Annotated in this window: 16 protein-coding genes; 11 read left to right on the forward strand and 5 right to left on the reverse strand. The window is 59.4% G+C overall.

The window, feature by feature from the left end; translation table 11 throughout:
- The first annotated feature begins 52 nt into the window (after positions 1-52).
- From ACVWYU_RS08135 to ACVWYU_RS08150, 4 genes are all read left to right on the forward strand, one after another.
- Entirely contained in the window at positions 53-289 is a 237-nt protein-coding gene (locus tag ACVWYU_RS08135; protein WP_034147901.1) for a DUF1653 domain-containing protein, read from the forward strand.
- A gap of 113 nt (positions 290-402) precedes the next feature.
- Positions 403-3,030, forward strand: coding sequence for a type I DNA topoisomerase (gene topA / locus ACVWYU_RS08140; RefSeq protein WP_247254135.1), 2,628 nt, complete (start codon positions 403-405; stop codon positions 3,028-3,030).
- A 151-nt stretch (positions 3,031-3,181) separates the two neighbouring features.
- The gene (locus ACVWYU_RS08145; RefSeq protein WP_457372404.1) at positions 3,182-3,706 is read left to right on the forward strand and encodes a DUF6586 family protein; all 525 of its coding nucleotides are present in this window, start codon (positions 3,182-3,184) and stop codon (positions 3,704-3,706) included.
- Positions 3,707-3,858: 152 nt separating this feature from the next.
- The gene (locus tag ACVWYU_RS08150; protein WP_046041430.1) at positions 3,859-4,092 is read left to right on the forward strand and encodes a hypothetical protein; all 234 of its coding nucleotides are present in this window, start codon (positions 3,859-3,861) and stop codon (positions 4,090-4,092) included.
- 90 nt (positions 4,093-4,182) lie between these two features.
- Here ACVWYU_RS08150 and sulA read toward each other — a convergent pair whose 3' ends face one another.
- Positions 4,183-4,656 (reverse strand): SOS-induced cell division inhibitor SulA, encoded by a 474-nt coding sequence (sulA, locus tag ACVWYU_RS08155; protein WP_090318543.1) that lies wholly within the window; start codon positions 4,654-4,656, stop codon positions 4,183-4,185.
- Between the two features lie 10 nt (positions 4,657-4,666).
- Complete coding sequence (lexA, locus tag ACVWYU_RS08160; protein WP_090318547.1) at positions 4,667-5,275, reverse strand: transcriptional repressor LexA; 609 nt, start codon at positions 5,273-5,275, stop codon at positions 4,667-4,669.
- Positions 5,276-5,504: 229 nt separating this feature from the next.
- On the opposite strand from lexA, the gene ACVWYU_RS08165 reads away from it, so the two are divergent.
- The 3 genes from ACVWYU_RS08165 to ACVWYU_RS08175 all read left to right on the forward strand — a co-directional run bounded on the left by ACVWYU_RS08165 (position 5,505) and on the right by ACVWYU_RS08175 (position 8,131).
- On the forward strand, positions 5,505-6,212 hold the full coding sequence (locus ACVWYU_RS08165; RefSeq protein ID WP_247254138.1) for a TetR/AcrR family transcriptional regulator: 708 nt from the start codon (positions 5,505-5,507) through the stop codon (positions 6,210-6,212).
- Positions 6,213-6,382: 170 nt separating this feature from the next.
- Positions 6,383-7,381 (forward strand): beta-N-acetylhexosaminidase, encoded by a 999-nt coding sequence (gene nagZ / locus ACVWYU_RS08170; protein ID WP_457372599.1) that lies wholly within the window; start codon positions 6,383-6,385, stop codon positions 7,379-7,381.
- 12 nt (positions 7,382-7,393) lie between these two features.
- Positions 7,394-8,131: an S-methyl-5'-thioinosine phosphorylase gene (locus ACVWYU_RS08175; RefSeq protein ID WP_390955261.1), complete on the forward strand. Its 738-nt coding sequence runs from the start codon at positions 7,394-7,396 to the stop codon at positions 8,129-8,131.
- Positions 8,132-8,246: 115 nt separating this feature from the next.
- Here ACVWYU_RS08175 and ACVWYU_RS08180 read toward each other — a convergent pair whose 3' ends face one another.
- Genes ACVWYU_RS08180 through mfd form a run of 3 tightly spaced genes read right to left on the reverse strand, consistent with a single transcriptional unit; the run spans position 8,247 to position 14,977 of the window.
- The gene (locus tag ACVWYU_RS08180) at positions 8,247-10,940 is read right to left on the reverse strand and encodes an SNF2-related protein (protein WP_457372405.1); all 2,694 of its coding nucleotides are present in this window, start codon (positions 10,938-10,940) and stop codon (positions 8,247-8,249) included.
- A 10-nt stretch (positions 10,941-10,950) separates the two neighbouring features.
- Positions 10,951-11,517: a CsiV family protein gene (locus ACVWYU_RS08185; protein WP_090318560.1), complete on the reverse strand. Its 567-nt coding sequence runs from the start codon at positions 11,515-11,517 to the stop codon at positions 10,951-10,953.
- A gap of 10 nt (positions 11,518-11,527) precedes the next feature.
- Positions 11,528-14,977 (reverse strand): transcription-repair coupling factor, encoded by a 3,450-nt coding sequence (gene mfd, locus ACVWYU_RS08190; protein WP_457372406.1) that lies wholly within the window; start codon positions 14,975-14,977, stop codon positions 11,528-11,530.
- Positions 14,978-15,340: 363 nt separating this feature from the next.
- On the opposite strand from mfd, the gene ACVWYU_RS08195 reads away from it, so the two are divergent.
- The 4 genes from ACVWYU_RS08195 (at position 15,341) to ACVWYU_RS08210 (ending at position 21,937) form a co-directional block, all read left to right on the forward strand.
- Positions 15,341-16,804 (forward strand): glyceraldehyde-3-phosphate dehydrogenase, encoded by a 1,464-nt coding sequence (locus tag ACVWYU_RS08195; protein ID WP_090318567.1) that lies wholly within the window; start codon positions 15,341-15,343, stop codon positions 16,802-16,804.
- 534 nt (positions 16,805-17,338) lie between these two features.
- A complete protein-coding gene (locus ACVWYU_RS08200; protein WP_090318570.1) occupies positions 17,339-18,544 on the forward strand; it encodes an HlyD family secretion protein in 1,206 nt (401 codons plus the stop codon).
- Positions 18,541-19,785, forward strand: a complete 1,245-nt coding sequence (locus ACVWYU_RS08205) for a hypothetical protein (protein WP_457372407.1) — start codon at positions 18,541-18,543, stop codon at positions 19,783-19,785. Before ACVWYU_RS08200 ends, ACVWYU_RS08205 begins: the two co-directional genes overlap by 4 nt.
- A 1-nt stretch (position 19,786) precedes the next feature.
- Entirely contained in the window at positions 19,787-21,937 is a 2,151-nt protein-coding gene (locus tag ACVWYU_RS08210; RefSeq protein WP_457372408.1) for a glycosyltransferase family 2 protein, read from the forward strand.
- The last annotated feature ends 3 nt before the right edge of the window (positions 21,938-21,940 follow it).

The raw sequence follows: 21,940 nt of genomic DNA on the forward strand, positions 1-21,940 counted from the left end.
TCCGGATTTATTTTTATTTTTATTTTGAAAAGATTTGAGTGAGGGCCGAAGCATGCCGATACAACCTGGGCTCTACCAACATTACAAAGGTCCGCAGTACCGTGTATTCAGTGTTGCACGGCACTCGGAAACCGAAGAAGAAGTGGTCTTCTACCAAGCCCTGTATGGCGATTACGGCTTTTGGGTGCGTCCCTTGAGCATGTTCCTGGAGTCGGTCGAAGTTGACGGCGAGCAGGTGCCACGCTTTGCTTTGGTGCAAGCCGAACCGAGTGTTTTTTCCAAGCCATAAGCTGAGTGCGCGCAAAACCCTGCGCTTGACCTCACCTTGTAGCCACTATATATAGCGGTGCCGCGTCAGGCGCCAACGCCTTTCACTTCTAGAATTCAGGAATTTTCTGATCCATGGGCAAATCGCTGGTCATTGTGGAATCCCCGGCTAAGGCCAAGACCATCAACAAGTATCTGGGTAACCAATACGTGGTGAAGTCGAGTATCGGCCATATCCGAGACCTGCCCACCAGCGGTTCGGCTAGCGCCAGCAAAGAGCCAGCCGCCAAGCGCGGCAAGGCCGCTGCGGGTGAAGCGCCGGCACTGTCGCCGAAAGAAAAGGCGCGCAAGCAGCTGGTCGCTCGCATGGGGGTCGATCCCGATCATGGCTGGAAAGCCAAGTACGAGATCCTTCCAGGCAAGGAAAAGGTCATCGAAGAGCTGCGCCGGCTCGCCAAGGATGCTGACACCATCTACCTCGCAACCGACTTGGATCGCGAGGGGGAAGCCATTGCCTGGCACCTGCGCGAAGCCATCGGTGGTGACGACAGCCGCTACAAGCGCGTGGTGTTCAACGAAATTACCAAGAAGGCGATTCAGGAAGCTTTCTCCCAGCCGGGCGAGCTGGACATCGATCGCGTGAACGCCCAGCAGGCGCGTCGTTTCCTCGACCGCGTGGTGGGTTACATGGTTTCGCCGCTGCTGTGGGCCAAGATTGCCCGTGGTCTGTCCGCCGGTCGTGTGCAGTCGGTTGCCGTGAAACTGGTGGTCGAGCGTGAGCGTGAGATCCGTGCGTTCATTCCGGAAGAATATTGGGAGGTTCACGCTGACCTCGGCACCGCCAAGGGTGCAACCGTGCGTTTCGACGTCGCTCGAGAAAAGGGCGAAGCCTTCAAGCCGCTCAACGAAGCCCAGGCCATGGCCGCGCTGGAGAAGCTCAAGGCTTCCAGCTACAGCATCGTCAAGCGCGAAGACAAGCCGACCAGCAGCAAGCCATCGGCCCCGTTCATCACTTCCACCCTGCAGCAGGCCGCGAGCAACCGCCTGGGCTTCGGCGTGAAGAAAACCATGATGATGGCCCAGCGTCTGTATGAAGCCGGCTACATCACGTATATGCGTACCGACTCCACCAACCTCTCGGCAGACGCCGTGGCGATGGCGCGTACTTATATTGAAGGCGAGTTCGGCAAGAAGTACCTGCCGGAAACACCGAACGTCTATAGCAGCAAGGAAGGCGCCCAAGAGGCTCACGAAGCGATTCGCCCGTCCGACGCCAACACCGAGCCAAGCAAGCTCTCTGGCATGGAGCGTGATGCCGAGCGCCTCTACGAGCTGATCTGGCGCCAGTTCCTCGCCTGCCAGATGCTGCCGGCCCAATACCTGTCGACCACGGTCACTGTCGGCGCCGGTGACTTCGAGCTGCGCGCCAAGGGCCGTATCCTCAAGTTCGACGGTTACACCCGTGTGATGCCGCAGATCGCCAAGCCAGGTGATGATGACGTGCTGCCGGACATGGCCCAGGGCGATGCGATGAAGCTGATCAAGCTTGATCCGACCCAGCACTTCACCAAACCGCCGGCGCGTTACTCGGAAGCCAGCCTGGTAAAGGAAATGGAAAAACGCGGCATCGGTCGTCCTTCGACCTATGCGGCGATCATTTCGACCATCCAGGACCGCGGTTACGTGGCGCTGCACAACCGTCGTTTCTATTCGGAAAAGATGGGTGACATCGTCACCGAGCGTCTGGCCGAAAGCTTCTCCAACCTGATGGACTACGGCTTTACTGCCGGCATGGAGGAGAACCTCGATGACGTGGCCCAGGGCGAGCGCGACTGGAAAAACGTGCTCGACGAGTTCTACGGCGACTTCAAGAAAAAACTCGAAGTGGCCGAAGGCGCGGAAAACGGCATGCGGGCGAACCAGCCGGTGATGACCGATATTCCGTGCACGACCTGCGGTCGCCCAATGCAGATTCGTACCGCATCGACCGGAGTATTCCTCGGTTGCTCGGGCTACAGCCTGCCACCGAAAGAACGCTGCAAGGCGACCGTCAACCTGGTGCCCGGCGATGAAATCGCTGCGGACGACGAGGGTGAGTCGGAATCCCTGGTATTGCGCGGCAAGCATCGCTGCCCGATCTGCAGTACGGCGATGGACGCTTATCTGCTCGACGAGAAGCGCAAGCTGCACATCTGCGGTAACAACCCGGATTGCGATGGCTACGAAATCGAAGAGGGCAACTATCGCATCAAGGGCTACGAAGGTCCTAGCCTGGAGTGCGACAAGTGCGGCAGCGAGATGCAACTCAAGACCGGTCGTTTCGGCAAGTTCTTCGGTTGCACCAACCCAACGTGCAAGAACACTCGCAAACTGCTGAAGAGTGGTGATGCGGCGCCGCCAAAGATGGATCCGGTGAAGATGCCTGAGCTGAAATGCGAAAAGGTCAACGACACCTACATCCTGCGCGACGGTGCATCCGGTCTGTTCCTGGCAGCGAGCCAGTTCCCGAAAAACCGTGAGACTCGTGCGCCATTGGTCATGGAGATCATCCCGCACAAGGATGAAATCGATCCGAAGTATCATTTCCTCTGCGAAGCGCCGAAGAAAGATCCGGACGGCCTCCCGGCAGTGATCCGTTACAGCCGCAAGACCAAAGAGCAGTACGTGCAGACAGAAGTCGACGGCAAGCCGACTGGCTGGAAGGCGTTCTACGACGGTGGCAAGTGGAAGGTCGAGGACAAGCGACCGGCTGCGAAGGCGTAAAATCGCAATACCTTGCAGGAGTGAGCGCGTTCGCGATGAGCGTGAGAGTAGCGCGGGCATTCTGAAGGCCCGCGTCATCGTAGACGACCATCGCGAGCTCGCTCCTGCATGACCTGCGTGATGCAATTATTTCGTTGTGGAGACTGCCGCCATGGCCCACGAGCTCTATACCCGTACCAATCAAAAGATTTATTTCGCCGGACTGTCCCTGGAGGCGCTCGCCAAAGCTGAAGAGGGGCGGGCAATGAACTCTCTGGCGCTGATTCAGGCTGGCCGTGAGTCAACGTTGTTTCACCTGTACGGTGCGCTGTTGGGGTTGTGTCACGAGATCGCTGGCTTCTATCGCTTGCCTCAGGCCAATGCATCACGGGCCGAAACGTTGCTGACTCGCGAAGTCCTGGAAACCATCGCCATTCCTGAGCTGGCCGAGATGATCGAACTGGCCAACAACCCGGAAACCTGGCTGGCCAAGTTGCTGGCGGCTCATAAAGCATTGTTCCAGCCACCCCGCGCACCGCACAAACCCAAGGGCGACGTGACGCAGCCGTTGATTCTGGCCGTGAATCTGGATGAAGAAGAGGTGCCTGAGGAGTTGAGCCGCGAAGAGCTGGAGAGCTGGCGACAGAACCTTAAAAGTTTGGCGATCCGTTTTCGCGATGGCTTGAACGAGTGCTGAAAAATTGAGCGGTTGGTGGAGGCCCTTAATGGCTTTCCGCCTCAGGGGTGACCGCTAAAAGATATTTTCTTGCAATGACATCTGGTCAAGATCCCGAGCGGAGCGTGGCCAATGCCTATATAATCCCCGCCTTTCGTGGAGAACAGACCTTTATGCCAACGTCCTTTCTAGAAATTGTCGAGTTACCAGACGGCCGGATTGAGCTGCGCAGGGCTGAGGACGAGGGTTCTCTGGTGACTTTGGATTTCTCCGAGGACGCCAAAGCGTTCCTTCAAGGCCAGCACGTGGAAGTCGCCAAGGCGATGTTGAGCGTTGGTGTGCAGATGGCAGGACGTCTGGTTGAAGGCGAATTCGATAAGGAAGAGGGGTCGCGGGTCCTTCATTGATCCCGCCCGTCGGATTCCAGTACCCAGTTGTAGATCAGCTTTTCTGTCCCTGGAGAAGCCCTGCGCCGGTAAAGGCGCAGTATGTGTCAGTCAGCCCAATCGAATATTCAGGCTTTGAGCGTCCCCGGTCCGGGCTGCGCTGATCAACTGTTGCCGCGAGTTCGCGGTCAGCGGATTGAGCCAGCTGACAACCGTGTGGCTTCGACCCAGGCGAAGGGCTTCGCAGGTCAGTTGCTGAGCGCTCTGAGTGCCGCGCGGCTGCAACAACAGAATACGTTCGCGATTGAGGCCGGCGTCCCGTAGCCAAGCCTGGGTCAGACTGGCGGGCGGGGCGATTAGCGTCAGCCAGCGCGCATCCTGATCCTGGCTCAATTCCCTGAGGATTGGTGCCAGAAGGTTCAGGCAGTTTCCGGCGGCACCACGCAGAGACAACTCACTGAAGACCTCGGGTTCCGCGCTCCATGGCGACTCGACCACTTCCTTCAGAATTGGCGCCAATGGCTGCGCCATGAACGCCTCGAACAACGGCAGTTGGGCTTGCTGTGATGTGTGTGGGAACTGCATAAAGCCTCCTTTAGCGGCGAATGACGCCGACACTCAAGCCTTCGATCACCAGTTCCTGATCTTTAAGGTTTACTTCGATAGGGGCGAAGTCAGGGTTTTCGGCGATCAGCCAGACTTTGCTGCCGTCACGCTTGAAGCGCTTGACGGTCACTTCGTCGCCGATCCGAGCGACCACGATCTGGCCGTTGCGGGCTTCACGGGTGGTGTGCACGGCCAGCAGGTCGCCATCGAAAATACCGACGTCTTTCATGCTCATGCCATGTACCCGCAGGAGGTAGTCGGCGCGAGGATGGAAAAACGAAGGATTGATGTTGCAGGATTCCTCGACGTGCTGTTGAGCGAGGATTGGCGCGCCAGCGGCAACGCGGCCAATGATCGGCAGGCTGGAGTCGTCGGCCTTGGCCTCGAAACCGGGAATGCGGATCCCGCGAGAGGCTCCGGGCGTCATCTCAATGGCACCCTTGCGGGCCAGCGCCTTGAGGTGTTCTTCTGCCGCATTGGGGGATTTGAAACCCAATTCCTGAGCGATTTCCGCGCGGGTTGGCGGGTAGCCGTTGTCTTCTAGGCAGCGTTTGATGAAGGCCAGAATCTCTGCTTGGCGTGGCGTCAGCTTTAGCATAATGATCGCTCTGTCTTTTTATACAGTGACTGGGATTATATACAGTGAAACGATCTTGGCAATGCCCCTTTTTTTGCCTGCCGCCAGACGGTCGATCAGCCTTCTGATTGAAGCTTTGCAGTTGTATGGTTAAATGTCTGACTGACCATTCCCAAATCGAACTGCCAGACTTGACAATACTCAGACTGAAACGTATGTTTCAAACAAGTGTTTGTCAGGCGGAGTAGTCATGGCCCAGTCGGAAACCGTAGAACGCATTCTTGATGCTGCCGAGCAGTTGTTCGCGGAAAAAGGTTTCGCCGAAACCTCGTTGCGTCTGATAACCAGCAAGGCCGGTGTCAATCTGGCGGCGGTGAACTACCACTTCGGGTCGAAAAAAGCACTGATCCAGGCTGTCTTCTCCCGGTTTCTCGGGCCGTTCTGCATCAGTCTCGACAAAGAGCTGGAGCGTCGTCAGGCCAAGCCGGAGAACAAGGCGACACTTGAGGAATTGCTGGAAATCCTCGTCGAGCAGGCCCTGGTGGTCCAGCCGCGCAGTGGCAACGATCTTTCTATCTTCATGCGTTTGTTGGGTCTGGCTTTCAGTCAGAGCCAGGGGCATTTGCGTCGTTATCTGGAAGACATGTACGGCAAGGTGTTTCGCCGCTACATGATGCTGGTCAACGAAGCCGCGCCACGGATTCCGCCGATCGAACTGTTCTGGCGTGTGCACTTCATGCTGGGCGCCGCTGCGTTCAGCATGTCCGGCATCAAGGCCTTGCGCGCCATTGCCGAAACCGACTTCGGGGTGAATACCTCCATTGAGCAAGTCATGCGACTGATGGTGCCGTTCCTGGCTGCGGGCATGCGTGCCGAGTCCGGTGTCACCGACACGGCCATGGCCAGCGCTCAATTGCGTCCGCGCAGCAAGTCGACAGCGGTTGCCGCCAAGGTTTAATCCCGCACGGGTGGGCGCGGCAGCTGACATCCGCTAAGCTAGCCGCCCATGCCGACTCTCGTTCTGAATCCGTTCCCTATCGATATCGCCGATCTGCCGGGCACTGCCCATGGCGGCGAATTCGTGCGAGCCGGATTTTTCGTTATCAAGGAATCTCTATGACTGCTGGCCTGCAAGGCTCGTTGATGGTGGATGTCGCCGGTACCTGGCTGACGGCCGAAGATCGCCAATTGCTGCGCCAGCCCGAGGTGGGTGGCCTGATTGTTTTCGCTCGCAACATCGAGCATCCGCGTCAGGTCCGTGAGTTGAGTGCCGCAATCCGTGCCATCCGTCCGGATCTGTTGCTGGCGGTGGATCAGGAAGGCGGGCGTGTACAGCGTCTTCGCCAGGGCTTCGTCCGACTGCCGGCGATGCGCGCCATTGCCGATAATCCGAATGCTGAGTACCTGGCCGAGCAGTGCGGCTGGATCATGGCAACTGAGGTGTTGGCTGTTGGCCTGGATCTGAGTTTCGCACCGGTACTTGACCTCGATTACCAGCGCAGCGCGGTGGTCGGTACCCGTTCGTTCGAAGGCGACCCTGCGCGTGCGGCTCTGCTGGCCGGTGCGTTCATTCGTGGCATGAACAGTGCGGGCATGGCTGCCACCGGCAAGCATTTTCCCGGTCACGGTTGGGCCGAGGCCGATTCCCACGTGGCGATTCCGAACGACGAGCGCAGCCTCGACGAGATCCGCGCCAATGACCTGGTGCCGTTCGCCAGGCTGAGCAAACAGCTGGCAGCGATCATGCCGGCGCACGTCATCTACCCTCAAGTCGATTCCCAGCCTGCCGGTTTCTCCCGGCGCTGGTTGCAGGACATTCTGCGTGGTGAATTGCAATTCGACGGTGTGATCTTCAGTGATGACCTGTCCATGGCCGGCGCCCACGTAGTGGGTGATGCCGCCAGTCGCATTGAAGCGGCCTTGACCGCCGGTTGCGACATGGGCCTGGTGTGCAACGATCGCGCTGCCGCCGAGCTGGCCCTGAGCGCCGCGCAACGCCTGAAGGTCAAGCCGTCTGCGCGCATCGCACGAATGCGCGGTCAGTCGTTTGCGAACACAGAGTACCGTCAGGATCCGCGTTGGCTGGTTGCCGTCGGCGCGCTCAAAGAAGCTCAATTGATCGATTAAGGGCGGTTCGTTATGACGGTTTACGCGATTATCGGAGGCACTGGCCTCACTCAGCTCGAAGATCTGCGCATTCGTCAGTCATTGGCGGTGGACACCCCTTACGGCGCGCCCTCTGCCGAGGTGCAGGTCGGCGAGTACGCAGGCAAGGAAGTGCTGTTCCTCGCCCGTCATGGTCACCCGCACCGTTTCCCGCCGCATCAGGTGAACTACCGCGCCAACCTCTGGGCGCTGAAACAGGCCGGGGCCGAGGCGATTCTCGCGGTGAACGCGGTGGGTGGCATTCATGCGGCGATGGGTACTGGGCATTTTTGCGTGCCGCATCAGTTGATCGACTACACCAGTGGTCGCGAGCACACTTACTTTGCCGATGATCTGGAGCAGGTCACGCACATCGATTTCAGCTATCCCTACAGCGAACCGCTGCGTCAGCAATTGATCGCGGCACTGGCGGCTGAGGGCGTCGGTTACAGCAGCCATGGCGTGTATGCCTGTACCCAGGGTCCGCGCCTGGAAACCGTTGCCGAGATCGCGCGCCTGGAGCGTGACGGTTGCGACATCGTCGGCATGACCGGAATGCCGGAAGCGGCCCTGGCTCGTGAGCTGGAGCTGGATTACGCCTGTCTGGCGCTGGTGGTGAATCCGGCGGCGGGCAAGTCGACTGCGGTGATCACCATGGCCGAGATCGAGCAGGCGTTGCATGACGGGATGGGCAAGGTGAAGTCGACGCTGGCGCGGGTGCTCAGGGGCTGAGTCAGGCTCAAGACCGAGTTGACCCTATCGCGAGCAGGCTCGCTCCCACAGGTGCGGTGAAAACCATGTGGGAGCGAGCCTGCTCGCGATAGCGATCTCTCAGGCGCCGCCGTTCTCAGCGCTTCTCCAGCTTATCCGGCAACGGCGCGAACAACGCCTCGATATCATCGCTCTGCAGTTTCCAGTCCCCGGCCTGACGTCCATCTAGCACGCCCGCCGCGAGGTCGGATTTTTCTTTTTGCAGATGCTGAATCTTCTCTTCCACCGTGCCGCGCGCGATCAACTTGTAGACGAACACCGGCTTCTCCTGACCAATGCGATAGGCACGGTCGGTCGCCTGATTTTCAGTCGCAGGGTTCCACCACGGATCGTAATGAATCACCGTATCTGCTTCCGTGAGGTTCAGGCCCACGCCGCCTGCCTTCAAGCTGATCAGAAATATCTGACGTTTGCCGCTCTGGAAGTCCTTCACTGGCGTGCGTCGATCACGGGTCTGTCCGGTCAGCAGGGCGTAGGCCACTCCGCGTTTGTTCAGCTCATCTTCGATCAACGACAGCATCGAAGTGAACTGCGAGAACAGCAAAATCCGCCGCCCTTCCTCAAACAGCTCTTCGAGCATTTCCATCAGGCTGTCGAGTTTGCCCGAAGTGCTGCCACGCGCCGGTAGGGTGGCGTCGTTGACCAGGCGTAAATCGCAGCACACTTGCCGCAATTTCAGCAGCGCCTCAAGGATGATGATCTGGCTGCGCGCCACGCCCTTGCGGGTGATCTCGTCGCGAACCTTCTTGTCCATGGCCAGGCGCATCGTTTCATAAACGTCGCGTTGGGCTTCGTTGAGCTCGACCCAGTGGATTATCTCGGTTTTCGGCGGCAACTCGGTCGCCACCTGTTCCTTGGTGCGACGTAACAGGAAGGGTTTGATCCGACCATTGAGGTGCTGAAGTCTGACTTCGCTGGCGCGCTTTTCGATCGGTACGCGGTAATCGCTGTTGAAGCTTTTGACGTCACCCAGCCAGCCCGGCAGCAGGAAGTGAAACAGCGACCACAGTTCACCCAGGTGGTTTTCCAGGGGTGTGCCGCTCAGGCACAGGCGCTGACGAGCATTCAGTTCGCGCGCTGCCTGGGCCGCCTTGCTGTTCGGATTCTTGATGTACTGCGCTTCGTCCAGTACCAGTACGTGTAATGGCTGAGCCGCCAAGCGTTCGACATCCTTGGGCAGCAAGGCGTAGGTGGTCAGAATCAGGTCGTAATCGGCGAGGTTGTCGAAATGCTTTTTGCGGCTGGCGCCATACAGCGCCAACACTTTGAGCTGTGGTGTGAAGTGTGCCGCTTCGTCCAGCCAGTTGGGGATCAGGCTGGTAGGCATTACCACCATGCATGGCCGGTCGAGACGTCCGGCGTTTTTCTCCGTAAGAACATGCGCCAGGGTTTGCAGGGTTTTACCCAGGCCCATGTCGTCCGCCAGGATCCCGCCGACTTCCAGTTGTCGCAATGACTGCATCCAGCTCAAGCCTTCCAGCTGGTAGGGGCGCAGCGTCGCATTCAAGCCGTCCGGTGCCGTGGCGGTGTAGTCCTTGATGTCTCGCAAGCGTTGGGCAAAGGTGCGAATCTGTTCGCCGCCTTCCCATAGCAGCGGCAGGTCTTCCAGCGGATTCAGGCGCGTGGCGTCGGCCTTGCTCAGGCGTAGTGTGGTTTCACCAGGCTCTTGCAGGTAGAACTCGCCAAGGGTGGCCAGCACCGGCTTCAAGCGCCCGAAGGGCAGGGCGACTTGCAAGGGGCCCTGTTCGGAGTTCGGGCGGTTGGGAATGTTCACCAGGATCAACTCATCGTCGCGCCGTCGGGCGAGGCGTTCCGGGTTGAGGATTTCGGTGTGGGAACGCATCAGGTTCAACAGGATCGGCAGCAGGCTCAGCCGCTCGCCATTGACGATGATGCCCAGTTCCAGATCAAACCAGTCACGTTCCGGTGCCTGTTCGACGGTGGCGTACCAGTCGTCCACGGCGGTCAGGTCGAAACCGAAGTCTTCGTTGATCTGCAGCTCCCAGCCCTGGGTGCGCAGCTTCGGCAATTCATTGAGGGTGAAGGTCAGCCAGGCGCTGTCATTGACCATCTCGAACAATTCGCCGGCACTTTCCGGCAGGGCTTTGCTCTGGCGGGTGGCGACTTTGAAACCGAGGATCCGCAGCTGTTCCCGGTAGGACTGTTCCACGTCCGGATGACGCTTTATCCGAAGTGTCTGTGTTTCCTGGCGAATCAGGATATCGGCGTTTTTCTGCCCGGAAACGTACTCGTCCAGATAGCTGAAGGACAGCGCCGCGCGATGCTGGATATAGCGCTGCATCTTGCCATTGCGTGGCTCGAAGGCACTGAACTCGATGCTCGCCAGCCACAGGCGAGGCACAGGTTGCACGTTATCTATCAGGACTTGTGGCGGTGCTTTCGGACTGCGGTTTTCCAGTACGGCCTGCAGTTTCTCCAGAAGCTCGGCGTCCTTGGCGGCGGCGGGGTAATCGAGTGTTTCCTGCACCTGCAGCAAGACCGCCGCACAATGCTTGCAGTTGGTGTGCACCGGACAAGAGCAGGTGGCATCGACCATCAGCAAGGTGCCTTTGGCTGACTCACGCAGGCGAATGGTCTGACGATAAACGTTGCCGCCAGAGCCTTCGCAAGCGGCAATGATGGTCGCGTCGCCGGCCTCGACTATCCTGACGCGATTCTCCAGTGCGTAGCGGCGGCCGCGTTCGAGGCTCTGCTCCTTGAAGCGGCTGACCCAGGAGGGTGCCAGGGGTTTGCTCAGGGTCGCGGACATAGGGACTCAATCAGTCCGGAATTTCTTCGGGGGCTGGCCGAGGTGCGGGGATGGTCAGCGAGGTGATTTTGATCAGCAGGCCAAGGTGGCCGTTGTCGAGGAAGTTCAGCTGGCCGTTCTTGGTGTGGCTTTCCTGTTTCAGGCGTTCACTGGCGGTGACCAGGCCATCGGCGTTGATCTGGTTGATCCAGAAGTCTGCGTCGACGTCGGTAAAACGTCCCAGTTTCAGGTTGAGCGTGCCTTCGATCGGGAATTGACCGAATTGTTCCTTGCCCTCGCTGATCGCGACTTTGGTGGCTTCTTCGCCGAGCGTTTGTTGCCAGGCCTTGTGCAGCAACACGGTGTAGTCGGTACTGGCACTGAGTTTTGCCACTTCGCCATTGAGGCTCGGTGTGCGCAGGCTGTCGGGACTGATGGGCTGCGCGCCGGCTGCCCAGTCTTCCGGTGCGGCGCGACTGACAATGGGTGGCACAGCGTTCTGACGGACCAGAATCATTTCAACCTGATACAGATCGGCGGCAAACGCCGTGGGAGTGACCAAGGAGATCATCAAGGTCAGTAAGCGAAACAGGCGCATGCGGCGTCCTTCAAGCAGTTTTCGGGATGAGGCGCTCGAACAGCGCCTCTACAGTATTAAAGCGCTCTTCCGGGCGTTCCATCGGGACCATGAACTTAAACACCGTGGCCCCTTCGAATTTGTAGCGTTTGGGCTGGCTCTGGATCAGTTTGATCAGCGTCAGCGGGTCGACCGGGGTTTGCGCGGCGAACTCGATGCGACCACCTTGCGGACCACCGTCGACCTTTCTGATGCCCAGCAATTCGGCCTGCAACTTCAGGGCGGTGATGCGCATCAGGTTCTTGGTCGGCTCTGGCAACAGGCCGAAACGATCGATCATTTCCACTTGCAGATCCTTCAGGCCTTCCTCATCGGTGGCCGAGGCGATGCGCTTGTAGAGAATCAGGCGTGCGTGGACGTCCGGCAGATAGTCCTCGGGAATCAGTGCCGGCACCCGCAAGTTGACTTCCGGACCGCCGCCCAGGGGTTGGTCGAGGTTCGGCTGCTCGCCCTTGCGGATCGACTTCACCGCACGTTCGAGCATTTCCATGTACAGCGTGAAACCGACCGCCTGGATTTGCCCGCTCTGACCATCGCCGAGCAATTCGCCGGCGCCACGGATTTCCAGGTCGTTGGTGGCGAGTACGAAGCCCGCGCCGAGGTCCTGGGTGTTGGCGATCGCTTCAAGGCGTTTTTCCGCGTCCGGGGTGATTTGCTGGCGCGGTGGTGTCAGCAGGTAGGCGTAAGCCTGGTGGTGACTGCGTCCAACCCGTCCGCGCAACTGGTGCAGCTGCGCCAGGCCGAATTTGTCGGCGCGCTCGATGATGATGGTGTTGGCGCTCGGCACGTCGATGCCGGTCTCGATGATGGTCGAGGCGATCAGCACGTTGAAGCGCTTGTGGTAGAAGTCGCTCATCACCTGTTCGAGTTCGCGTTCGCGCATCTGCCCGTGACCGATGCCGATTCGTGCCTCAGGCACCAGTTCGGCAAGATCGGCGGCGCATTTCTCGATGGTCTTCACGTCGTTGTGCAGGTAGTAGACCTGGCCGCCACGCAGCAGCTCGCGGAGCAGGGCTTCCTTGACCGTGCTCTTGTTCTGTTCCATGACGAAAGTGCGCACGGACAGGCGACGCGCCGGCGGCGTGGCGATGATCGACAGGTCGCGCATGCCCGACACCGCCATGTTCAGCGTGCGCGGAATCGGCGTGGCGGTCAGGGTGAGAATGTCGACTTCGCTGCGCAGTGCCTTGAGCTGTTCTTTCTGGCGCACACCGAAACGGTGTTCTTCGTCGATGATCACCAGCCCGAGGTTTTTGATTTTGACGTCGTCTTGCAGCAACTTGTGCGTGCCGATGACGATGTCGATCTTGCCTTCGGCCAGGTCCGCCACCGCCGCATTCACTTCCTTGGCAGACTTGAAGCGGCTCATCACTTCTACGGTCACCGGCCAATCGGCGAAGCGGTCGCGGAAGCTGTTGTAGTGCTGCTGGGCGAGCAGGGTGGTCGGCACCAGAATCGCGACTTGCTTGCCGCCGTGCACGGCGATGAACGCGGCGCGCATCGCCACTTCGGTCTTGCCGAAGCCAACGTCGCCACACACCAGGCGGTCCATCGGTTTTGGCGCGAGCATGTCTTCGCGCACGGCTTCGATGGTGGTCTGCTGGTCCGGGGTTTCTTCAAACGGGAACCCGGCGCTGAAGGTCGCGTAATCAGCTTTCGGGTCGGCGAAGGCATAACCTTCGCGGGCGGCGCGGCGTGCATAGATGTCGAGTAATTCGGCTGCGACGTCGCGTACTTGTTCGGCGGCTTTGCGCTTGGCTTTCTGCCAGGTCTCGGAGCCCAGTCGGTGCAGCGGGGCCAAGGCGTCGTCGCTGCCGGTATAGCGGGCGATCAGATGCAGGTTGGCGACCGGCACGTAGAGCTTGGCGCCCTCGGCGTATTCCAGGGCGAGGAATTCGGCCGTCTGGCTGTCGATTTCCAGGGTGGCGAGGCCGAGGTAGCGACCGACCCCATGATCGATATGCACCACCGGCGCGCCTTCACGCAGTTCGGTGAGGTTCTTGATCACCGCGTCGTTGTTGGCATCGGCGCGTTTTTCGCGGCGACGGCGCTGCATCACGCGCTGACCGAACAGCGGGCTTTCGGCAATCAGGGCCAGGGCCGGATCGTCCAGCAGCAAGCCTTCATCCAGCGGCGCGATGGTGATTGTCAGGCGTTCCTTGCTCGCCACGAAGTCCGGCCAGCTGTCGACGGTTTTTGGTCGCAGCTTCAAGCGTTCCAGCAGTTCCAGCAGCACTTCGCGCCGGCCTGCGGATTCGGCGGTAAACAGCACGCGCCCGGGAAACTCGTCGAGAAAACCGGACAACGCCGCCAGCGGTTGGGTGGCCTTGGCTTCGATGGCCAGGTTCGGCAGTTCCCGGGCAGGGAAGCGCTCGCGACCGGCACCGGAATCCACGTCCTGTTGACTGGCGACGACCCGTGGCCAGTTCTTCAGTCGCGCGAAGCAATCTTCCACCGGCAGGAACAATTCGGCGGGTGGCAATAAAGGACGGGATGGATCGACACGCCGCTCTTCATAGCGATTGCGCACATCGTTCCAGAAGTTTTCCGCTGCCTGTTCGATGCCAGGCAATGAGAACACCTGAGTGTCCTGGGGCAGGTAATCGAACAGCGTTGAGGTTTCCTCGAAGAACAATGGCAGGTAGTACTCGATGCCGGCGGGAGTAATCCCGCTGCTCAAGTCCTGAAAGATCGGGCAGCGGCGGAAGTCGACGTCGAAGCGCTCGCGAAAGCGTGCCTTGAAACGGGTCACGGCTTCTTTCTGCAGCGGGAATTCCTTGGCCGGCAACAGCTTGACCGAATCGACCTTGTCGATGGAGCGTTGGTTCTCCGGATCGAAGGTGCGCAGGGTTTCGATTTCGTCGTCGAACAAGTCAATCCGGTAAGGCAGCTTGCTGCCCATCGGGAACAGGTCGATCAGCGATCCGCGGACCGTGAATTCGCCATGCTCGTACACGGTATCGACGTAGCGATAGCCGGTGGCTTCGAGGCGGGTGCGCATTTGCTCGACGTCGAGCTTCTGGCCGACGTCCAGCACCAGGCTGCTGCCGAGCAGGAATTTGGTCGGTGCCAGGCGATGCAGGGCGGTGGTGATCGGTACCACCAGCACGCCGTGCACCAGTTCCGGCAGTCGATACAGGCTGGCGATGCGCTGGGAAATGATGTCCTGGTGCGGCGAGAACAGATCGTAGGGCAGGGTTTCCCAGTCGGGGAAATGCAGCACGGGCAAATCCGGGGCGAAGAAACTCAGCTCCTGTTCCAGCCGTTCGGCACTTTGGCTGTCGGCGGTCAGTAGCAGGGTAAAGCGCTTGGCCGCACTGGCGGCCTCGGCGATCGCCAGGCTCAGGGCGGCACCGGGCAGGTTGCCCCAATGCTGTTTACCTGCCGCGGCAGGGAGATGCGGTAGACGCAGAACGGGCACGGAAGGTTGAGCTCCAAGCGTTGCGACAAAGTCGGTAATTGTAGCGGCCTCGGGTGCCGCCTGTCAGTTGCAGACTGCGTCTATTACACCGGTTTGGCGAAATGTAGTGGTAAAGACAAAAAACGCCTGTTTTTTACCAAAAATTATTGAATATGTAGTGGTAAAACGAACGAGTGTTACGGAGGGTTACGCACAACGCGGCGCAAACCGCAAAAAATTGACTGCGCTGTAAGCCCCGGTTTTATTGGGTTTGCGCGAGGCGTGATTTTTTTGAACGGAGAATTGTTACGGATCGCACGACAAGCGCGCATTGCTACGTGAGTCACTCGGCGGCATAATGTAGCCCCTTTTTTCTGCCCCTACATGTGGAAGGTTACCGTGACTCAGAAGCCCGACCAGTGTCTTGGTGAATGGATCGACCGTGAAGCACTCGCAGAAGCGATGATTCCGCTTATCGGTCAGCTCTACCGCAATAACAACGTGGTGAGCTCGATCTATGGCCGCAGCCTGATCAACCAGTCTGTCATCGCGATTCTCAAAGCTCACCGCTTTGCTCGCCACCGTTCTTCCGACGACAGCGAACTCTCCGTCCACGAAACATTCCCTCTGCTCAAGGCCATGAGCGAGCTCAAGCTCGGCGCGGCTTCGGTAGACCTGGGCAAGTTGGCGTTCAAATTCCGTAGCGAAGGCAACGGCCGCACTGCCGAGCAGTTCGTCCGCGAAGAACTGGCTGACGTGGTTGGCCAGCAAAACGCTTCCGCTCGCAAAGGCACCGACGTCGTCCTGTACGGCTTCGGTCGCATCGGCCGTCTGCTGGCGCGCATCCTGATCGAGAAAACCGGTGGTGGCGACGGCCTGCGTCTGCGCGCCATCGTTGTCCGCAAGGGCGCCGAGAACGATCTGGTCAAGCGTGCAAGCCTGCTGCGTCGTGATTCGGTTCATGGCCCGTTCGATGGCACCATCACCATTGATGAAGCCAACAACACCATCACCGCCAACGGCAACCTGATCCAGGTTATCTACGCGAAAAACCCGACTGAAGTGGATTACACCCAGTACGGCATCAAAGACGCGCTGCTGGTGGACAACACCGGTGTATGGCGTGACGCCGATGGCCTGGGCCAGCACCTGGCCTGCCCGGGCATCGACCGCGTAGTTCTGACCGCGCCTGGCAAAGGCAAGCTGAAGAATATCGTTCACGGCATCAACCATGCCGAGATCACTGCTGACGACAAGATCATTTCGGCCGCTTCCTGCACCACCAACGCCATCGTGCCGGTGCTCAAAGCCGTGAATGACAAGTTCGGCATCGTCAACGGTCACGTTGAAACGGTTCACTCGTACACCAACGACCAGAACCTGATCGACAACTTCCACAAGGGCGATCGCCGTGGCCGTAGCGCGGCGCTGAACATGGTCATCACCGAGACCGGTGCTGCCACTGCCGCTGCCAAGGCCCTGCCTGAGCTGGCCGGCAAGCTGACCGGTAACGCGATCCGCGTTCCGACGCCAAACGTGTCGATGGCCATTCTCAACCTGAACCTCGAGAAGGCCACCACCCGCGAAGAGATCAACGAGTACCTGCGTCAGATGGCCATGCACTCCGATCTGCACAAGCAAATCGACTACGTCAACTCGCAGGAAGTGGTTTCCACCGACTTCGTCGGCTCGCGCCACGCAGGCGTTGTGGATGCTGAAGCGACCATCACCCAGGACAACCGCGTTGTACTGTACGTTTGGTACGACAACGAGTTCGGCTACAGCTGCCAGGTGGTTCGCGTGATGGAAGACATGGCCGGTGTAAACCCGCCAGCGTTCCCGCGCTAAGCCTTAGCGGTACATGAAAACGCCCCGACTTGGTCGGGGCGTTTTTTTTTGTGTATCGCATCGCTACTTATATCTTTTTAATCTTTCTGATAAAAAACTCAGAATTATCTAAAAATAGATAAAAAGTTCACTTGAATATTAAAAATAAAAACTATCAATGAAAATAAGTAGTTGTCGATCAAATCGACATGAGTCGTTTGAATGGATCCATTTCTTTGCGTGGTAAATATTTGACGTCATTTATTTGTTAAATCCAAATGCTTGACACCCCTCGGGACTGAATTTAGTGTCGCCAATGTAAGCGCCCGCTCTGCCACGGGCCTGTTGAGCCGCTTCGTTATTGCTGTACAACAACTCTCCAAAAAGACAGGAATCTCATTCCTGCTCACATCACCATAAAATCCAATAAAACGGCGTCGGCTTAATTGCCGTGCAAAGAACAATTTCGTTTTGCTCACCCTGCCAAAAGTGTTTCGCAGTCACGGTTTGTTATTGCCTGACTGATATGCGGTTGGTCTATCGGGAGAGTCAAACATGGCAGAAGAACGCTCGAAGTTATTGTCACTGTTGCCACGCCTGGTGGGTTTGGGGGTCCTTGGATTTGTCGTCTGGTTACTGTTGTCGACTTTGCTGATGCCACTGGTATCCGCCTCGGCGACTCGGGCGATTTTGAATGCGCCTGTGATTCTGCTGACCACTCCGATTGACGGCGTGGTGAGTTCGCTGGAGGTCAAGCCCGGCACGACTTTCAGTCAGGGCCAGAAAATCGCGGTGGTGGAAAACCCGCGAGCCAACCAGGAAACCCTCCTCACCCTGCAAACCCGGCGCCTGACCCTGGAGCAACAATTGTCGTCTTCGGCCAGTCAGGCCGAGCACGATCAGCGGTACTACGAGGAGCTGGAGAAAACCAGCGAGCAGTACCAGGCCGCGTTTCACACTCGCCAGCTCTTCACTCAAAAAGCCCTGAAAGCCGAAAACAGTGCGGCCAGCGCGCGGTTGTTAGACGCCCAGGAAACCGTCGAGCGCAATCTTGAGTTGTTCGTCCAGGGGGCAGTGAGCAGTGCGGTGGTCGCACAGTCGAAGGCTCAGCTGGCTTCGTTGCAAGGCGCGGCGGAATCGGTGCGTTCGCAATTGCGGATCACCGACGGCGACGTCAGTGCGGCAAGCAAGCAGGTTTACCTCGACCCCGATCAACTGCGCATGTTCGATCTCAGCGCACAGATGACCACGCTGAAACTCAGCCTGGAGAACCAGGCACGCAACCGCCGGGCCTATCAACAGGAGCTCGACAACCTCAATCAGTTGATCGAAACCGAGCAGAACCGGGTCAAGTTGATGGCCGGCTACGACGTCGTCGCATACTCGCCCGGTACGGTCCAGGAGTTGCTGGCGCCTCAGGGCACGCTGGTGCAGGCCGGCTCGACCTTGTTGCGCGCCACTGATTGCGGGCAAAGCTACGTGATTGCGGTGTTCCCCGAACGCATGGCCAGCAAGATCGACCGCGACAGCGTGCTCACAGTGAAAATCCGTGGCCTGGATCAGCCCCTCAAGGCCAGCGTGGTGCAGTTGCTGTCCAGCACATCGGACATTCGCGCCAACACCTACAGCGTGCCGTTCCCCTATGCCGAGCAGAATTCGGTGTACGTGGTCGGGACGTTTGCCGCGGACTTGACCGATGCCCAGCGAGCCATGACCTGCAACCCGGGGTTGTGGGCCAGTGCCGAGGTATCACGGCCATGAACGTCGTTCTACGCGGGGTATTGAGCTTGATGCTGCTCGGCAGCGGGATGTCCGCCATGGCGGCTCAGCCGAGGCCGCAACTGGCGGCAATGACCTGTGCGGCGCTGGATCAAGCCGTGACAGCGCTGCCGGCCGGGCCGGTGCTTGTTGCCAGTTACCCGCCGCTGGATGGGCATCCTGCGCCGATCCTGGCCTTGCGCGGCGTGGCGTTCACCTACGACAACGCGCTGGCCAGCATTGCCTTGTTTGCGTGCGGCAAGGCTGAATCGGCTCGGCGGATCGCCGATGCACTGGCCTTCGCGACACTGCACGATCCGGAGTATCAGGACGGGCGCATGCGCAATGCCTACGCCGCCGGTGCCGTGGGTTCACCGTCGATGAAATTGCCGGGTTACTGGAGCGTCGAGCGCAACGCCTGGAATCAGGACGCGTATCAAGTCAGCAGCGCCACCGGCAATCAGGCGTGGGCGGCCCTGGCGCTGCTGGAGGCGTATCGACAAAGCGGTGAGGCGTCTTACCTGGAGGCCGCGCGAAAAGTCCTGCACTGGTCGCAGAAAAACACCTACGACGGACAATCCCCTGCCGGTTTCAGTGGTGGTTACTACGGGTACTTTTCCAAACAGATCCAGCAGAACTGGAAATCCACCGAACATAACGTTGACCTCGCCGCAGCGTGGTCGGCACTCGACGCGTTGGCCCCCAATAGCGATTCGGCAGCGCAGGCGCAGATTGCCCGGCAGTTTGTCTCGAGCCAGTGGGATGCCGGGGAAGGGCGCTTCCTGATCGGCACCGGTGCTGATGGCCGGACGTCGGACCGCGAGCGTTCCGGGCTCGATGCACAAATCTGGCCTTTGATAGCGCTGCAAGATCCTCCCAGGGACTGGCGGCGCGTCTTCGCGTTCATTGATCACGCTCACCGTGCCGGCGAGGGCTATGGCTTCAACCGCGATCCCGATGGCCTGTGGACCGAAGGCACCGCGCAAGCCGCTGCCGTGGCGCGCTTGAGTGGCTTGGGCGACAAGGCGCAGCCGTTGTGGCGCGTGCTGCTGGCGCAACAGGCGGGCAATGGATGGCTGTATGCAACACCAGCACCGCGCATCAGTACCGGACTGGCCATCGGTCCGGACTCGGTCACCAATGACTTTTTCTACTACCACCTGCCTCACTTGGGCGCCACAGCGTGGGCGGCGATTGCGGCCACCGGCGTCAATCCTTTTACCGGCTTTCGAGAGGCTGACTGACATGCAGGCACTGGACTCGCTGCAACTGCTGCAAATCAATTTCTGGACGCTGGCGGCGGTGGTGCTGTTCACCTGCCTGACCCACCGTGATCAATGGGCCGCGCGGGCCGGTTTCGGCGCGGTCACCGCCTTGTTACTGGTCAACTACGCGGCCTGGCGAATTCGCGACACGTTGCCCGACGGTCATTCCGGATTTGCCACGGTCTGGGCCTACGCCTTCCTGTTTTTCGAAATGCTGGCGATTGGTTACACGTTGTTCTCGATTGTCGTGATGCTCTGTCGCACGGATCACCGCAAAGCGGCCGATGCGGGTGAGCGGCGTCTGCGTGCACAAGGCAGTGCGGTGCCTGCGGTGGACATCTTCATCGCCACCTACAACGAAGGCCTCGATATCCTCGAAAAAACCATCATCGCCGCCCAGGCCATCGACTACCCGAACTTCACCATCTGGGTACTCGACGACACCCGGCGCGACTGGCTGCGCGATTACTGTGCCGAGGTGGGCGTGCAATACGCGCGGCGTCCCGACAATTCCCACGCCAAGGCCGGCAACCTGAATAACGGCTTGCGCCAGTCGGCGGCCGCCAGCAATGCGCCTTACATTCTGGTGCTCGATGCCGACTTCGCGCCGCAGCAACCGATTCTTTTACGCACGCTGGGACTGTTCGAGGACCCCAAGGTAGGCCTGGTGCAAACGCCGCAGTTTTACTACAACCCTGATCCTATCCAGCACAACCTCGGCACGTCGGCCTGCTGGGTGGATGAACAGCGGGTGTTCTTCGATGTGTTCCAGCCGGCGAAAGATGGTTGGGATGCGGCGTTTTGTGTCGGCACGTCCTTCGTGGTGCGGCGCGATCTGATTACCGAAGTCGGCGGTTTTCCTACCGGTTCGGTGTGCGAAGACATCTACACGACCTACCGCTTGTTGCAGAAAGGCTACGTCACCCGCTGGTTGAACGAACGCCTGTCGATCGGTTTGTCCGCCGAGGGCCTGACCGAGTACATCAACCAGCGCGGGCGCTGGTGTCTGGGCACGATCCAGGTGGCACTGCTCAAGGAGGGCCCGCTGCGCGGCAGCGGCTACACGCTCAACGACCGACTGCACTATGTGCATGGCCTGATGCACTGGTTTTCCAAGCCGTTCATTTTGATGATGCTGGTTTCGCCGGTGCTCTATTGGTATTTCGGCATCGCCGGGTTCTACGCCAATCCGGCGGACTTCCTGGCCTTCGGCATGCCGGCGTTGATTGCCTTCTGGGGTTATGGCACCTGGGTCACCGACCGGCGCACCTTGCCGATTTTCACCGAGGTCACGCAGATCGTCGCCTCGCTGGCCGTCACGGCCACCATTGCCAGCGCCATGGTCCGACCGTTCGGGCGACCGTTCAAAGTCACCGCCAAGGGGCTCGACCGCTCGCGCACGATGGTGCACTGGAAGTTGTTCGGGTTCTTTTTTGCCTTGACGGCGTTTTCGCAGATCGGTGCGTACATCGCCATCAGCACTGCGGCTTCGTTTGACGGCAACATGATGTTCAACCTGTGCTGGACGGTGGTTGCGCTGGTCTACAACCTGGCCACGCTGGTGGCCTGCGTCGACCGGCCACGGTTGCATGGCGAGGAGCGTTTTCCATTCGACAAGGCCAGCGGATTTCGCTTCGGCGGCAAAGTCCTTCCGGGGCGCCTGGTGGACATTTCCCTGAGTGGCACGTCCTTTACCTGCGCCTTTGCTTCCTCGATCAAGCCGGGGCTGTGCGGCCAGGTGTGGGTCGACAAGTTGGGCTGGCTGGATGTGGAAGTCATGCGCAATCACGGCGATGACCGATTGGGCCTGAGGTTTGCGGACCTGGACGAAGGCGTGCGGCGCCAGCTGATTGCCCGGTTGTTCAGCGACGCGAGCATCAACGTCGTCAGCAAGGCAGAGCCGGCGCAGGCCTTTGGCACCTTACTGCAGCGTTCCCTGTTGGGGGAGAAGCGCCTGGCGCCGCGTGCGCCGAAACCGGTCAATCTGCCGTCCCACGTTTCGCCTGCGCGCTGGCGGCCGGTCCGGGTCCGTTCGCGTCAACCGTCTCTGCCGTCGCTCAATGTCAGTCGCACAAGCCTGTGGACACTGCTTCTTTCTCCCTTGCGAGCTTTGCTCGGCCAACGCTTGTAGGTG

It is taken from the genome of Pseudomonas sp. TE12234 (assembly GCF_054061835.1).